This is a genomic window from Paenibacillus sp. OK060 (assembly GCF_900101205.1).
Lineage (GTDB): Bacteria > Bacillota > Bacilli > Paenibacillales > Paenibacillaceae > Paenibacillus > Paenibacillus marchantiae.
Genome location: NZ_FNFR01000001.1, coordinates 282,199 through 297,127 on the forward strand (window position 1 = coordinate 282,199; position 14,929 = coordinate 297,127).

General features: G+C 49.0%; 13 protein-coding genes. 12 read left to right on the plus strand and 1 reads right to left on the minus strand.

The genetic code is table 11. The features are described from left to right. Window positions 1–81 precede the first annotated feature (81 nt). Window positions 82–1,122, plus strand: a complete 1,041-nt coding sequence (locus BLS14_RS01195; protein ID WP_064639097.1) for a SepM family pheromone-processing serine protease — start codon at window positions 82–84, stop codon at window positions 1,120–1,122. Window positions 1,123–1,408: 286 nt separating this feature from the next. Here the strand turns inward: BLS14_RS01195 and BLS14_RS01200 are convergent, their stop codons facing one another. Continuing rightward, entirely contained in the window at window positions 1,409–2,641 is a 1,233-nt protein-coding gene (locus BLS14_RS01200) for a nucleotidyltransferase (protein WP_090949091.1), read from the minus strand. A gap of 484 nt (window positions 2,642–3,125) precedes the next feature. Here BLS14_RS01200 and BLS14_RS01205 point away from each other — a divergent pair, with 484 nt between their 5' ends. The 11 genes from BLS14_RS01205 (at window position 3,126) to smc (ending at window position 14,884) form a co-directional block, all read left to right on the plus strand. Next, the gene (locus BLS14_RS01205) at window positions 3,126–3,632 is read left to right on the plus strand and encodes a YceD family protein (protein WP_063564671.1); all 507 of its coding nucleotides are present in this window, start codon (window positions 3,126–3,128) and stop codon (window positions 3,630–3,632) included. Between the two features lie 68 nt (window positions 3,633–3,700). Then, window positions 3,701–3,874, plus strand: a complete 174-nt coding sequence (gene rpmF, locus BLS14_RS01210; RefSeq protein WP_017689233.1) for a 50S ribosomal protein L32 — start codon at window positions 3,701–3,703, stop codon at window positions 3,872–3,874. Window positions 3,875–4,323: 449 nt separating this feature from the next. Continuing rightward, window positions 4,324–4,872, plus strand: a complete 549-nt coding sequence (gene fapR / locus BLS14_RS01215) for a transcription factor FapR (protein ID WP_063564670.1) — start codon at window positions 4,324–4,326, stop codon at window positions 4,870–4,872. Further along, entirely contained in the window at window positions 4,869–5,864 is a 996-nt protein-coding gene (gene plsX / locus BLS14_RS01220) for a phosphate acyltransferase PlsX (protein WP_063564669.1), read from the plus strand. Before fapR ends, plsX begins: the two co-directional genes overlap by 4 nt. Window positions 5,865–5,872: 8 nt before the next feature. Beyond that, the gene (locus BLS14_RS01225) at window positions 5,873–6,862 is read left to right on the plus strand and encodes a beta-ketoacyl-ACP synthase III (protein WP_063564927.1); all 990 of its coding nucleotides are present in this window, start codon (window positions 5,873–5,875) and stop codon (window positions 6,860–6,862) included. A 27-nt stretch (window positions 6,863–6,889) separates the two neighbouring features. Further along, the gene (gene fabD, locus BLS14_RS01230; protein ID WP_063564668.1) at window positions 6,890–7,822 is read left to right on the plus strand and encodes an ACP S-malonyltransferase; all 933 of its coding nucleotides are present in this window, start codon (window positions 6,890–6,892) and stop codon (window positions 7,820–7,822) included. 37 nt (window positions 7,823–7,859) lie between these two features. Continuing rightward, a complete protein-coding gene (fabG, locus tag BLS14_RS01235) occupies window positions 7,860–8,609 on the plus strand; it encodes a 3-oxoacyl-[acyl-carrier-protein] reductase (protein WP_063564667.1) in 750 nt (249 codons plus the stop codon). Between the two features lie 151 nt (window positions 8,610–8,760). After that, window positions 8,761–8,994, plus strand: a complete 234-nt coding sequence (gene acpP, locus BLS14_RS01240) for an acyl carrier protein (RefSeq protein WP_024630176.1) — start codon at window positions 8,761–8,763, stop codon at window positions 8,992–8,994. A 180-nt stretch (window positions 8,995–9,174) separates the two neighbouring features. Further along, complete coding sequence (fabF, locus tag BLS14_RS01245; protein WP_072732386.1) at window positions 9,175–10,413, plus strand: beta-ketoacyl-ACP synthase II; 1,239 nt, start codon at window positions 9,175–9,177, stop codon at window positions 10,411–10,413. A gap of 13 nt (window positions 10,414–10,426) precedes the next feature. Beyond that, on the plus strand, window positions 10,427–11,125 hold the full coding sequence (rnc, locus tag BLS14_RS01250) for a ribonuclease III (protein WP_024630178.1): 699 nt from the start codon (window positions 10,427–10,429) through the stop codon (window positions 11,123–11,125). Window positions 11,126–11,314: 189 nt separating this feature from the next. Beyond that, window positions 11,315–14,884, plus strand: a complete 3,570-nt coding sequence (gene smc, locus BLS14_RS01255) for a chromosome segregation protein SMC (RefSeq protein ID WP_072732387.1) — start codon at window positions 11,315–11,317, stop codon at window positions 14,882–14,884. Window positions 14,885–14,929: the final 45 nt, after the last annotated feature.

Genomic DNA, 14,929 nt, shown 5'->3' on the forward strand with positions numbered 1-14,929 from the left:
GCCTGTACCATTGTATGCAAAAGCATGAGAGTGTTAGACTTATAATTATTGAAAGATACACAAAGAACGGGGGCTCATGCAATGAATCGGATTCGGAAATCTGGCGGATTCAGAGCTTCGATCTTTGTGATCGTGGTGGCTCTGGTCGTCTATGTTGCGGTATATATGCCAACGCCATATATCATTTATATGCCTGGTAGTGCCGACGAAGTAAAACCCATGGTTACCGTGAAAGAGGGAGATAAGGAAGAACGTGGTGTGTTTATGATGACGACAGTGTCGGCAACATACGCCAATGTGTTTTTGCTAGGAACCTCCTTGTTTAATCGAAATGCTCAAGTGGATAAAAAAGAAGATCGGCTGCGTGGCAAAAGCGAAGCGGAATATTCTGCCGAACAGGTCTGGTTCATGAGTGATTCACAATCCTCGGCAATGGAGGCGGCTTATGAGCAGGCAGGAGTGAAATACTCCATTGTTCCTGAGCATATTTTTGTATTTGGGCTGTCCGAAGATCCAAAACCTAAGGGAGATATTGAGCCCGGAGATATTATTTTGGGTGTAAACGGAACGGCAACTCCGGACAATACAGTGCTGTCTGAGCAGTTAAAAAACAAAAAGGTCGGAGAAACGGTTGAGATGCAATTAGAGCGAGGCGGAGAGACCATCAGCCGCGACGTTCAACTGATTGAAGTGAAAGATAGCAAAACCGGTGAAGTTCGCCCGGCACTGGGTGTCATGATCGGAGCGGTTCAGAAAGTGAAAGCAGAAGATCCGGATAAACAGATATCCTTCACGGATACTCAGGTAGGTGGTCCATCTGCCGGACTGATGTTCACCCTGGAGATTTACAATCAGTTGACCCCTGGAGATTTGACGAAAGGTCACCGGATTGCTGGCACTGGAACTATTAACAAAGAAGGTGTGGTTGGCGCAATTGGTGGCGTTGTGCACAAAATTGTTGCGGCAGACCGGAAAGAAGCGGAGTTTTTCTTTGTGCCGAAGGATAATTATAAAGAAGCTGAAACTAAGGCTGAACAAATTGGCACCAAAATGAAACTCATTCCTGTTAGCACAGTGGATGATGCGCTGGCTTATCTGAAAACCTTGTCTGTCAAATCCTAAAACAATTATTCGCAACGAATAATGCTTGAACCAATATGAGAATGATGTGAAATCCCCCTATTGCAACGATGCCGAATCGGTGTGCGATAGGGGGATTTTGTTTGAGTAGTCGATATTAAACAACGCATCATCAACAGAGTTTGATTAATCTTATACCCGTAGATCAGGATTGCATCAATCTATGCGTAAGCGTTGGCTCCCGCAAAAACTTGTGAGTCGATCCATTGAACTTGGGGCTTCGAAATCGTTTATGTTGAACCAGCTATGGATATGACTGAACGTAGAGTTAAAGTCTCACAGGTGGTTCATAGTAGTCGCTGTACATCATGCGTGTATCGATGTGTTCACAGGCGAGTGCATATGCTGCCTGAGCTTGCACATCCAGTTCCAACTGGTTATGGACAAAGGTTGATGGTTTCAGCAGAACGGGCAGAGAAGCCGTCTTTTTCATCTGTTTCAAAAGGCCCTGCCCTTGTGAATTGAACCCAAGCACTCGAAGATACGCTGGCCCTTCAGCCAGCTTCTCGGGCGAACATTCGGCCTTGGTATGATTCAGCAGGATATGGGTCAGCATGCGCTGTAGCTTTGTGCGTGTGTACCGTTTCGTTTTAAGTGCGTTCAGCAACGCCTCGACTGAAGGCTCCGGGAGCTGAGCAAGTGTACGGCTCAGCCTGTGTTCGAGTCCTTCCGTGACTTCGGCGATCTGCTCCAGCTCGGAGGCACGACGTGTGGCCGCGATGTGCAGCAGCGGCTGTGCAAAGCTTTCCCAGTGCACGGGAGCGCGGCCTTCCTGCCATTCGCGCCGCAGAATGGCAAGGGTTGCCGCCGGCACGTATGGCGCGGCGGCTTCGGGCCCGTCCGCCATCAGCAGGCGGCGGACGGCAGTTGCACTGGCGATCGCCCCCGGTCCGGGCGTCGCCTCATGATACGCGGCACCGGTACGCGCCGCCGTATAGGGCTTGATCGCGCTGCCCAGCCGTTGCAGCGCGATCAGGTAATGCAGCCCAAGCGAATTGTTGGGCTGCCCCAGCAGTGCAGCGGCGTCTTCCGCATCGACGCCGCCAGGCGCCAGTGCCGCCGCCGCACCTGCGTATGCGGCGGGATAGCTGGCGCCTTCCCGCAGGCGGCGCGCGATATCCTCGCGCAGCCCTGCGGGCTCCACAGCCAGCACGCGCGCAATGCGCTGCAGGCTGTCCAGGTCGCCGGACTCGCTGCCAAAGCAGAGCGAGTCCACCACGCCTGTGCGGTGCAGAAGTGACACCGCACCAAAGGCGAACCACTCGGCCGGTTGTACAGCATAGGCAACCGGCAGTTCAAGCACCAGATCGGCGCCAGCATGCAGCGCCATCTCAGTGCGTGCCCTTTTGCCCACGATGGCGGGTTCGCCGCGCTGGAGGAAAGGGCCGCTCATCACAGCCACAACAACGTCTGCTCCACTGAGCCGCCTTGCTTCACTCAGATGGTAGACATGTCCGTTATGTAAAGGGTTATATTCAACAATGACGCCGACGGCTTTCATATGAGAACGCGCTCCTTTCGGTAAATATTCAAATGGGGATCAATCTTTCTCTTCCTAGCCCGATAATATGTGAGCTCATCTTGTTCCATAATAGGACATGGATATACCTTTGTTCAAATCATATCGCAGTGTGTACAACGAAAAAGAAAAGAATCCTTCAGATCGATATAGCCCGAACCCGCCTTCAAAATGCATGACTTGTAGTTTAACTTACAGTAAGCCTATAATGTATCAGAGATCGAATGCGGATTAGGATCGTCAATTTCAAAAAGGGTGTAAAGTTAAAAGTGTTGACAAACGTCTTGGAAAATCGGTATAATGATTTTTGTTTGTTAAGTCAATTTCATAATACTTTTAACGATGAATCGTCAGATTACATACAGTCAGGAATTTGATGTGTTGCAAGAGTCAGGTTTGACCTGTATAACTGTCGTTAGGCGTTTAACTTTAATTATGAGATTGGTTTCGTTTGGAGTGATGGGAAATGTTAATGCCATTTCGCAAAGTGGCTACCAGTGATGGTCCCCTGCAGTTTAATGAACAGTGGGATATCAAGGAACTGGTTTCTAACCGACAAGATATCACAGCCGTTACCCCGCTGACTGCAGATTTATCTGCAGAGTTCAGAGAGGGAGACGTTGTGGATGTTCATGGCAAGCTGACAGTAGGAGTGGACATGTTGTGCTCCCGGTGTCTTAAGCCGATTAATGAACATTTTCATATTGATTTTCATGAGCAATTCAAGAAGGGAAAGCAGCCAGAGGAATTGCACGAAGACGACGATACTTTCTATGTGGATGGAGATAGCGTTGATCTGAAGGGTTATGCTGAGGAAGCTTTTCTGCTGAATCTTCCGTTTATACCGCTGTGTAGCGATACATGCAAAGGGTTATGCCCCAAGTGTGGCCATGAGCTGAACGAAGGTGACTGCGGTTGTGATAACCAAGTTATCGATCCGCGGCTTGCAGGGCTCAAGGATTTTTTTAAATGAGCATGATTGAAAATCGAACATTGTAACAACTACCTGCAAAGGTTTATTTTGATAAGGAGGTGGGAATAATGGCAGTACCTCAACGGAGAACATCCAAGACGCGTCGCGACAAACGTCGCACTCACTTTAAATTGGCAGTACCGGGTATGGTGAAATGTGAACAATGTGGCGAGCTGAAGCTTAGTCACCACGTATGCAAAGTGTGCGGAACGTACAAAGCAAGAGAGATCATCTCTCAATAATAGCTAGACATCAAGTAGCACTTCATTTCGATGAGGTGCTACTTTTTTTAGACTATAGCATCGCAAAAATAACTACCTTTACCTGTATTCTATCTTCGTGAATATAGTTCAATATACGTTTTTGATATTTTAGTAAGGCTCGTTACTGGTTGTGTTCGGGGCTGTGAAGCCAGGCTCCGCAAGGCAGGATTGTTTTTGTTCACCCAGCCTTTCTTTTTGACACGGGATGAGATATACTATAGTTTAGTACCAGGTTCTAAGATTTGACGTTACATAAACATGAACCATGATTCGTGTGAGAACGACCCTGCTGAACAGGGATGCAACTATAGAAGCAACGTGAAAGAGTATTGAACTGACCGGATTGGGCGGTTCCTTAAACGATACAGCGGGGGGTGTCAGGCATCGAACGTGTACCGAAGAGACAGAGGCAGCAGCAGTTAACCAAAATGATCGAAGACAACCCGTTTGTGACGGATCAGGAACTTACACGCCAATTGAAGGTGAGTATTCAGACGATTCGTCTCGACAGACTGGAGCTTGGGATTCCCGAGCTTCGGGAGCGGATGAAACTGATGGCGGAGCGTTCCTATGATCAGGTGCGTTCCTTACCCCTGCATGAGATTATCGGTGATATTGTGGACTTGCAACTGGACAAGAGCGGGATTTCCTTGTTTGAGATTAAGGAAGAACACGTATTTTCGAGAACGGGCATTGCTCGAGGACACTATGTTTTTGCACAGGCCAACTCGTTGGCTGTAGCCGTTATTAATGACGAGATTGCTTTGACGGCGTCCGCAGACATTCGTTTTGTTCGTTCGGTTCATTTGGCCGAGAAATGTATTGCGAAGGCCTATGTGAGATCGATTCCGGGTCAAAAGGGCAAAGCCAAAGTAGAAGTGTTCACTTATGTGGGTGAAGAAATGGTGTTTCAAGGCAACTTTGTAATCTACCATTCAGGTGGAGAAGACAGCGTAGAAGGAGGTCATTTGGGATGAAAATCGTCATTGATGCCATGGGAGGCGATAACGCACCTGCGTCAACAGTAGAAGGTGCGATCGCCGCGGCTACGGAATGGGCAGATACACAGATCGTCCTGGTCGGCGATGAAGCCAAGCTGGAACCTCTTCTGAGTCAGTCAGGTGCCAAACCTGCTAATCTGACGATTCGGCATGCTTCCGAAGTGATCGGTTCGGATGATGAACCAGTAAAGGCAGTCCGTCGTAAGAAGGATGCCTCCATGGTGGTTGCAGGTCGTATGCTTAAGGAAGGCGAAGCAGACGCCATGATCTCTGCGGGCAATACCGGAGCGCTGATGACAGCCGGCTTGCTTGTGGTAGGTCGTATGGAAGGTATTGAGCGCCCGGCGCTTGCACCCATGATTCCAACGATCGATGATGTGGGTGTACTTGCACTTGATCTTGGTGCGAATATGGATGCCAAACCGGAACACCTCGCACAGTATGGTCTGATGGGGAGCTTGTATCGGCAAAAAGTGCAGGGAATCGCGTCACCAAGAGTGGGCCTGCTCAATGTGGGAACGGAGCCCGGTAAGGGGAATGAGTTGACCAAACATGCCTATCCTTTGCTGGAGCAACTTCCGATTCGTTTTGTTGGTAACGTAGAGGCCCGTGATGTGCTTACAGGTGCGTGTGATGTGCTTGTATGTGATGGATTTGCCGGAAATATATTGCTGAAATCGCTCGAAGGCACAGCAGGTGCCATTTTCGCTCTGCTTAAGGAACAATTCTCATCATCGCTCAAAAGCAAACTGGCTGCTGCTGTGCTCATGCCTGAGCTGCGCGGTTTGAAACGGAAACTGGATTATACCGAGCATGGTGGTGCACCACTCCTCGGCTTGAGCAGACTTGTGGTGAAAAGTCATGGATCGGCTGATGGCAATGCCATCAAAAATGCTGTGCGCCAAGCACGGATTGCAGTACAGAACCAGCTGGTGGAGAGCATATCTAAGGAAATTAGCGGGAAGTGAGTGAAGACATGAATAATTTGCGCCCGGTAGGGGTTATCGGTACTGGTAAATATGTACCTGAGAAAATTTTGACAAACAGCGATTTGGAGAAAATGGTAGATACGAATGATGAGTGGATCGTCAGTCGTACAGGAATCAAGGAGCGTCACATCGCTGCACCGGATCAGGCGACTTCAGATCTGGCATACGAGGCAGCTATCAAAGCACTTGAGTCTGCTGGCATGACTGGCAGCGATCTTGATCTGATTATTGTGGCAACTATTACACCGGATTCTTCATTCCCTTCTACTGCTTGTATTTTGCAAGATAAGCTTGGTGCCAAGGGCGCTGCGGCATTTGACTTGTCTGCTGCCTGCTCCGGATTTGTATACGGTCTGGCAACAGCAACGAGCTTTATCCAAAGCGGCATGTACAACAATGCACTTGTTATTGGTGCAGATTGCTTGTCTCGCATTACTGACTATACCGACCGTAATACCTGTGTGCTGTTTGGCGATGGCGCCGGTGCGGTTATCGTTGGTGAAGTGCCGGAAGGCCGTGGATTTAAATCATTCGATCTCGGAGCTGAAGGTGCGGGCGGAAGCCTGCTTCAAATGGAGGGCGGAGGTTCCCGTCTGCCTGCATCCGTAGAAACGGTTGAGAACAAAAAACATTATATTTACATGAATGGCCGTGAAGTGTTTAAATTTGCAGTACGGGTGATGGGTACAGCGACGATCGAAGTTCTGCGCAAGGCTGGCCTGGAACGTACGGACGTGGATCTGTTTGTTCCTCACCAAGCCAATATCCGGATTATCCAATCTGCAATGCAGCGACTTGAGCTTCCTGAAGAGAAAGTTGTAGTCAACGTGGATAAATACGCCAACACATCTGCAGCCTCCATTCCGCTTGCTCTGGTAGAAGCTGCTGAAGAAGGCCGCATGAAAGCCGGAGATACTGTGCTCATGGTTGGTTTCGGTGGCGGATTGACGTGGGGCGCATCAGTACTCGTTTGGTAAACTAGACAGCTGGGAGAGATGAATTGGATGGGTAAAATAGCATTTGTATTTCCCGGACAGGGATCGCAGGCTGTGGGCATGGCCAAGGACGCGTATGAGTCTGTGCCTGCGGCAACAGAGATTTTTCGCACAGCCGATGAAACGCTAGGTTTCGCGCTGAGCAATCTTGTTTTTGAGGGACCAGAGACCGAGTTGAAACAGACATCGAATACACAACCGGCTCTGCTGACAGCAAGTATTGCATTGCTTGAGGCTTTTAAAGAAAAAGGAATTCAGCCTGATTATACGGCCGGACACAGTCTGGGTGAATACAGTGCACTGGTCGCGGCGGGCGTTCTTTCGTTCGCGGACGCGGTAAGCATTGTGCGGGCACGCGGTCAATATATGGAACAGGCTGTTCCTGGTGGACAGGGTGCAATGGCTGCGGTATTGGGTGCGGATCGGGAAGCGCTGGGGGTGCTTTGCCGGGACGTATCCGAAAGTGGTCATGTGGTTGAACTTGCCAACATCAACTGTCCGGGACAAATCGTGATTTCCGGTGTGAAGGAAGGGGTATCTGCTGTCGCTGAACGGGTCAAAGAAGCGGGCGGCAAACGTGCCATCACACTTGAAGTAAGCGGTCCGTTCCATTCTTCCTTAATGAAGGATGCAGCAGAGAAGCTGGCTGAGAAACTGAAAACTGTTTCGTTCTCACCTGGGGATGTCCCTGTAGTTGCAAATGTGACTGCAAGACCTGTGGAGGACGGTAAGGTTCAGGATTTATTGACAGCTCAGGTCTATTCTCCGGTTTTATGGGAAGACAGTGTGACATGGCTTATTGAGCAAGGTGTAGATACCTTTATCGAGATTGGTTCTGGCAGTGTGTTAACAGGTTTGATTAAAAAAACAGATAAAACCGTTAAACTGTACAATGTAAACAGTCTTGAGACGCTCGAAGCAACGGCAGCTGCACTAATTTGATTAACCATGATTAGATTTGGGGAAAGGAGGAATGATTATGTCTAAACCATTACAAGGCAAAAATGCGCTCGTTACCGGTGCATCCCGTGGTATTGGGCGCAGTATTGCACTCGCTTTGGCCGAGGCTGGCGCCAACGTGGCCGTGAATTATGCGGGCAGTCAAGCGGCAGCTGAGGAAGTAGCGGAAGCGATTCGTGCCAAAGGTGTCCAGGCAATTACGATTCAAGCGAATGTGGGCCAGATGGACGAAGCCGAACAAATGGTCAAAGCTACCATTGAGGCATGGGGCAACGTTGATATTCTTGTCAACAATGCTGGAATTACCCGTGATAATCTGATCATGCGTATGAAGGAAGAGGAATTTGATCAGGTGATCGAAACCAACCTCAAAGGGGTGTTTAACTGCCTTAAGGCGGTTACACGTCCAATGATGAAGCAACGGTCTGGTAGAATTATCAATATCTCCTCTGTTGTGGGTGTGCTCGGAAATGCTGGACAAGCAAACTATGTTGCTGCCAAGGCAGGGGTCATCGGTTTGACGAAGGCATCTGCTCGTGAGCTTGCCTCCCGCGGCATCACAGTTAACTGCGTTGCACCAGGATTTATTGAGACCGATATGACGAAGGAATTGTCCCAGGAGATCGTGGACAACATGTTGAACGGTATTCCGTTGTCCCGTCTGGGCCAACCGGATGAAATCGCCGGTGTTGTCACGTTCCTGGCTTCAGAAGCTTCATCTTATATGACAGGGCAGACACTGCATGTTGATGGTGGCATGTACATGTAATTCTTCCCGGACTTGAACAATAGTCGGGGAACAGGCGCTGGACGATCCGAAATGCCGGAAAAAGGCCGGGTTCCCCGGCCGGGAGCCGCATATGTCTTCTATGGCATTTTGCCTGCGATTCTCGTATAATACCAAGGAGGAGGTGAACCGGATGTCCGATGTATTGGAGCGTGTAAAACGCATCGTCGTCGACCGCTTGGGCGCAGACGAAGCTGAAGTTACACTTGAAGCATCTTTCAAAGAAGATTTGGGTGCTGATTCTTTGGATGTAGTGGAATTGGTCATGGAATTGGAAGATGAATTCGATTTGGAAATCTCTGATGAAGATGCAGAAAAAATCACGACCGTAGGTGAAGTTGTAAACTACATACAATCTCATACCTAAAGTCAATTCAGTCCCGCACCTGTTTTCGAACAGGCGGGACTTCTCATCATTCATTGGTTTTTCTCATTCCGCAAGCGGCGCTGGTCAAACGGATCTCCGGGTCCTGCTTGGCTAGACGTCTGCTTGCGGATATTCCCACAAAATAATTGCGTAATGCAGTCGATATAGAGGTGAGTCGGTTTGAAACAAAGAGTTGTAATTACCGGAATGGGCGTAATGACATCGCTCGGAAAAGATTTGGAAACGTTCTGGGGCAGTTTAATGGCAGGTAAGTCCGGAATCTCTCAGATTGAGGCGTTTGATGTAAGTGAATATACCACTCAAATTGCAGCCGAGATCAAGGATTTCAACCCGGAAGAATACATGGATCGCAAAGATGCACGTAAAATGGACCGTTTTGTTCAGTTCGCTGTAGCAGCTGGTTTCAAAGCCGTTGAAGACAGTGGTCTGAAAATTGACGAGAACATTGATGCAGAGCGTTTTGGTGTGTCGATCGGATCGGGTATCGGTGGATTGGGTACTTGGGAGGACCAACATAATGCATTGCTGCAAAAAGGTCCTAAACGCGTAAGCCCATTTTTCATTCCGATGATGATCTCCAACATGGCTTCTGGCCAGATGTCGATTTCTCTCGGGGCGAAAGGTCCTAACATCAACGTGGTAACGGCATGTGCTACAGGAACACACTCCATTGGAGATTCCTTCAAGCTGATTGCAAACGGTGATGCGGATGCAATGATTTGTGGCGGTGCGGAAGCAACCATTAGACCAACTGGTCTGGCTGGGTTCTGTGCAATGCGTGCCATGTCTACACGTAATGATGATCCGGCTAAGTCGAGCCGTCCTTTTGATACAGAACGTGACGGGTTTGTTATGGGCGAGGGCGCGGGAGTTCTGATCCTTGAATCCCTTGAACATGCTCAAAAACGTGGTGCTCGTATTTATGGCGAAGTAATTGGTTACGGTCTCACTGGCGATGCACATCACATGACGGAGCCTGATCCGGATGGAGCAGCTCGTTGCATGAAGATGGCTCTGCGTAATGCGGGTATCGAACCAGAAGAAGTGGACTATATCAATGCACACGGTACATCAACACCTGTAGGTGACAGATCCGAAACGCTTGCGATCAAAAAAGCGTTTGGCGATCATGCGTACAAGCTTGCTGTAAGTTCAACCAAATCGATGACAGGTCATATGCTTGGTGCTGCTGGTGGCGTGGAAGCCGTAATCTGCGGATTGTCGCTGACACATCAGACGCTTGCTCCAACAATCAACCTGGAAAATCAGGACCCGGATTGTGATCTGGATTATGTTCCAAACGTTCCACGTCAAACTAAAGTCAACATTGCCATGTCCAATTCATTTGGGTTCGGCGGTCACAATGCCACCATTATTCTCAAAAAATTTGAAGCATAAGGGGCTAGTTCGTTTGAGTGAAGATCTGAAGCAGTTACAACACAAACTTCAAATCAAATTTGACAACAGGCAGCTTTTAAAACAAGCGTTTACCCATGCTTCTTATGTAAACGAACACCGGTTCAGTCAGCATCAGGATAACGAGCGTCTGGAGTTTCTGGGCGATGCGGTACTGGAACTGACTGTGTCGGAATACTTGTATCACTTGTTTCCTAACCGGCCGGAAGGTGAATTAACTAAGCTGCGGGCATCCATTGTCTGCGAGCCTTCCCTCGTCAAATTTGCTGAAGCGTTGGGTTTTGGGCAGTATGTACTTCTTGGTAAAGGTGAGGAACTGACGGGAGGACGAACTAGACCGGCTTTGTTAGCGGATGTGTTTGAATCTTTCATCGGTGCATTATATCTGGATCAGGGATTGGCGCCTGTCCGGACATTTCTGGATCAGCATGTATTTCCGTTGATCGTTCTGGGCAGCAAATTGCAAATGAGCGATTACAAAACGGAATTGCAGGAACTCACTCAGCATCACAATATGGGAGCTCTGGAATACCGTATTGTTGAGGAACGGGGCCCTGCCCATGAACGGGAGTTTGTCTCCGAGGTCCATATGGGTCAAGAACGGCTTGGCAGAGGTACAGGACGTTCCAAAAAGGAAGCCGAACAACAGGCTGCATCCGCAGCACTGGATCGACTGAAGCTTCCGGAAGCCTGAGCTTTACCGTAAGCGCATAGACAAACGAAGAGCAAAGAGCAGCCCGCGGGTCCGCCTGGCGGAATTTATCGGCCGGACTGCTTTTTGCTCTTTTTTTTGTAAGGAGGATCAGGATTTTCTTTTCCTGTTCGATAACTAGGCGCTGAATGCAACATTTGAAATTTGCAAGAGGAGGTGACGGGAAACCCTATGTTTTTGAAACGGATTGAACTGGGTGGATTCAAGTCATTCGCCGACAAAACGGAAATGGAATTCGTTCGTGGCATAACCGCTGTTGTGGGCCCGAACGGAAGTGGAAAAAGTAACATTTCAGACGGCATACGCTGGGTTCTTGGGGAACAAAGCGCCAAATCACTGCGTGGTGGCAAAATGGAAGATATCATTTTTGCCGGCAGTGATGCACGGAAGGCTGTTAACTATGGTGAAGTTTCGTTGACGCTGGATAACGAAGATCACGCGCTTGCTTTGGATTTTGGCGAAGTAACGGTAACGCGTCGTGTACATCGCAGCGGAGACAGTGAATATTTTATCAACAAGCAGTCGTGTCGGTTGAAGGATATTACCGAATTGTTTATGGATACCGGGATCGGAAAGGAAGCTTACTCGATTATTGGACAGGGGCGAATCGAAGAGATTCTGAGTACCCGTTCAGAGGATCGCAGGGGGATCTTTGAAGAGGCATCAGGTATTGTTAAATATAAATCTCGCAAACGGGATGCTACTCGCAAACTGGATGAGACGGAACAGAATTTATTGCGCATTCATGACCTGGTCACCGAGCTAGAAGACCAGATTGGTCCGTTAAAGGAACAATCGGAGAAAGCAATCCATTATAAGGAATTGCGTGGACAGCTGAAATCGCAGGAAATCTCTATGTATGTTTATCAGATTGAACAAATTCACGCTTCCTGGAGCAAAGCAAACCAACGACTAGAATCGTTGAAACAGGAAGAAGTAGGATTGGCGGCTATCGTCTCCACTCATGATGCCAAGCTGGAAAGTGACCGAAATGCACTGCGTACGCTGGAGACGGAGACGGAACAGCTGCAATCGGCCTTATTGCAATTCAGTGAAGCAACGGAGAAGAGCGAAGGGCTAGGAGAACTACTCAAGGAGCGTTCGCGTCATCTGCAGACGAACCAGGAACAGCTTAAAGTGACGCTTGCAGCGAGTGAAGAGAGACATCGGGAGCGTGAAGCCGAGTTACTTGCATTACGCGAAAAGTTTGCCAAGCTTGAACTGGAATTGAGTGACGTAAGAAACCGCCTATCCGAAGAAGAGGCCAAACTTATCGGTGTTACTGGCGGCATTAGCCAACAGCAGGAGGAAAGCCTTAAGGGCAACTTGCTGGAACTGATGAATCAGATGGCTCAGACACGAAATGAAATTCGTTACGCGGACCAACAGAAAGAAACGCTGGAACGGCGAATGAATCGCGCGACTGAGGAATCCGGCAAGTGGGAAGGCCAGAAGGAAACGCTGGAAGCCCGCAAAACGGAGATTGAGAAAAAAGTTGTTCGTTTGGGCAAGGAAATCAGTGATCTGCGCGGTGGATATATTACGGAAAGTGAACGTCTCCAATCGTTGCAGAAGCTGCTCGAAGAAAGTCGGGGAACTGTCCGTAAATGGGAGCAGAAGCGTGAAGCCCAGGTCTCCCGTCGCGATACAATGAAAGAGATGCAGGATGATTTTGACGGTTTCATGTTGGGTGTCAAAGAAGTTCTTAAGGCATCACGCAAAGGTACACTGAACGGGGTTCATGGAGCCGTTGCAGAGCTCGTTAAAGTGCCTGAGAAGATCGAACTTGCGGTAGAGACAGCGATGGGCGCTTCCCTGCAGCATGTCGTCATGGAGAATGAATCGGTTTCCAGACAGGCGATCGCTTTTCTGAAACAACGTCAATTGGGCAGAGCTACGTTCCTCCCGCTGGATGTTATTCGTGCACGTACCATTGGTGCGGGTGAACGTTCGATGATCGAAGGCATGGATGGTTTTGTGGGAATTGGTGCGGATCTCGTACAATACGAAGAACGTTATGCTGCTATCATTGGAAGCTTACTCGGAAATGTCATTATTGCGGAGAAGTTGGAGGATGCCAATAAGATCGCGGCTCGCTGCCAATATCGTTTCCGGGTCGTAACCCTGGAAGGCGATGTGGTTAACGCGGGTGGTTCGATGACTGGTGGTAGCCAGCACAAGAAAAATGTAAGTCTGCTCAGTCGCAAACGGCAGCTGGACCAGCTGGACCAGGATATTTTGGATACCGAAAATCAGATCGTAAAACTTCATCGCAGTGTGGATGATGTAAAAACTCAACTGGAGCAGTGCCAGGACAAGCTGGACGAGCTGCGTCAGTCTGGAGACGACACCCGGAATGCAGAACAGCAGGCTTCAATGGAAATGAAGCAGGTTGAGCATGAGCTGCGTCACGTGCTGGAACAGGTTGCCGTAGCTGGGCAGGAGAAGAGTGGCTTTACCGAAGAAATCAAAGAGATGGATACAGCTCGCGATGTTGCCGTGAAGAAGCTGGAGCAGCTTGAGGAAGAAGAGAAGGCGACCCATAGGGCCATTCATGCCGCAGAATTTGCGCGTAAAGCGAATGAATCGGCGAAGGAGGAATTGCAGACCCAACTCACTGATCTGAAAGTCCGAGAGGGGAAACTGGATCAGGAACGATTCTCCAACGAGGAGCAATTGCGTCGTCTGGAGCGCGAAGTGGATTCACTGGTGAAGGATCTTCGTCAAAATCGCACGTTGCTAGCCTCCATGGAAGCCGATCTGAAGAAAACAGAGACTGAGAGTGTTAAACAGATTGAAGATCTTAACCAATACAAGCTGAAAAAAGCGGAATCTGCACAGGAGCTGGACTTCAAGCGTGCTGCCCGAAGCGAGCTGTCGAAGAAGCTTGAGCTTGCCGAGAGTGAAACGAAGGAACAGCGCACACAGCTGAAAGCTGTGGAGGAACAGATGCGACAAACGGAAATTTCCGTGAACAGACTTGATGTTGAGTTGGAAAATATTCTGCGCAAACTGATGGATGAGTATGAGCTCGGCTATGAACTCGCCAAAGAGCGTTATCCAGTACCAGAAGATGTGGAGAGCACACAAGCTGAGGTTCAGAAACTGAAGCGCAGCATTGCAGCTCTTGGCGACGTCAATCTGGGAGCCATCGAGGAATTCCAGCGGGTTAACGAACGGTATGAGTTCCTCAGCACGCAGAAGAATGACCTGGTTGAAGCCAAAACAACGTTGTATCAGGTTATTCGAGAGATGGAAGACGAGATGGCCAAACGATTCAAGGCAACATTTGATGCGATTCGCCGAGAGTTTGGCGCAGTCTTCACCAAGCTGTTTGGCGGAGGGCGCGCGGATCTTGTATTGATGGACCCTGAGCGTTTGCTCGATACGGGCATTGATATCGTCGCACAGCCGCCAGGCAAAAAGCTGCAAAACCTGCAGCTATTATCCGGTGGGGAACGAGCGTTGACCGCGATGGCACTCTTATTCGCTATTCTGCATGTTAAGCCGGTACCGTTCTGCGTACTGGATGAAGTAGAAGCGGCGCTGGATGAAGCTAACGTGGTGCGTTTTGCCCAGTATTTGCGTGAGTTCTCGGAACAAACACAATTCATCGTTGTTACACACCGCAAAGGCACAATGGAAGAAGCGGATGTACTGTATGGTGTCACGATGGAAGAGGGCGGAGTATCCAAGCTCGTTTCGGTTAAACTGGAAGATGAGGAAGCTGTCATTGCCTAATCTTTGAGTTGGTTGTCACGCATGAACTCATCTAATATCATTTAA

What these genes read in the sequence shown, in the direction of transcription:
- BLS14_RS01205 (WP_063564671.1), top strand. Translation starts at nt 3,126, where the DNA reads ATGTTAATGCCATTTCGCAAAGTGGCTACCAGTGATGGTCCCCTGCAG.
- plsX (WP_063564669.1), top strand. Translation starts at nt 4,869, where the DNA reads ATGAAAATCGTCATTGATGCCATGGGAGGCGATAACGCACCTGCGTCA.
- smc (WP_072732387.1), top strand. Translation starts at nt 11,315, where the DNA reads ATGTTTTTGAAACGGATTGAACTGGGTGGATTCAAGTCATTCGCCGAC.
- BLS14_RS01225 (WP_063564927.1), top strand. Translation starts at nt 5,873, where the DNA reads ATGAATAATTTGCGCCCGGTAGGGGTTATCGGTACTGGTAAATATGTA.
- fabG (WP_063564667.1), top strand. Translation starts at nt 7,860, where the DNA reads ATGTCTAAACCATTACAAGGCAAAAATGCGCTCGTTACCGGTGCATCC.
- fapR (WP_063564670.1), top strand. Translation starts at nt 4,324, where the DNA reads ATGATCGAAGACAACCCGTTTGTGACGGATCAGGAACTTACACGCCAA.
- fabD (WP_063564668.1), top strand. Translation starts at nt 6,890, where the DNA reads ATGGGTAAAATAGCATTTGTATTTCCCGGACAGGGATCGCAGGCTGTG.
- BLS14_RS01195 (WP_064639097.1), top strand. Translation starts at nt 82, where the DNA reads ATGAATCGGATTCGGAAATCTGGCGGATTCAGAGCTTCGATCTTTGTG.
- acpP (WP_024630176.1), top strand. Translation starts at nt 8,761, where the DNA reads ATGTCCGATGTATTGGAGCGTGTAAAACGCATCGTCGTCGACCGCTTG.
- BLS14_RS01200 (WP_090949091.1), bottom strand. Translation starts at nt 2,641, where the DNA reads ATGAAAGCCGTCGGCGTCATTGTTGAATATAACCCTTTACATAACGGA.
- rpmF (WP_017689233.1), top strand. Translation starts at nt 3,701, where the DNA reads ATGGCAGTACCTCAACGGAGAACATCCAAGACGCGTCGCGACAAACGT.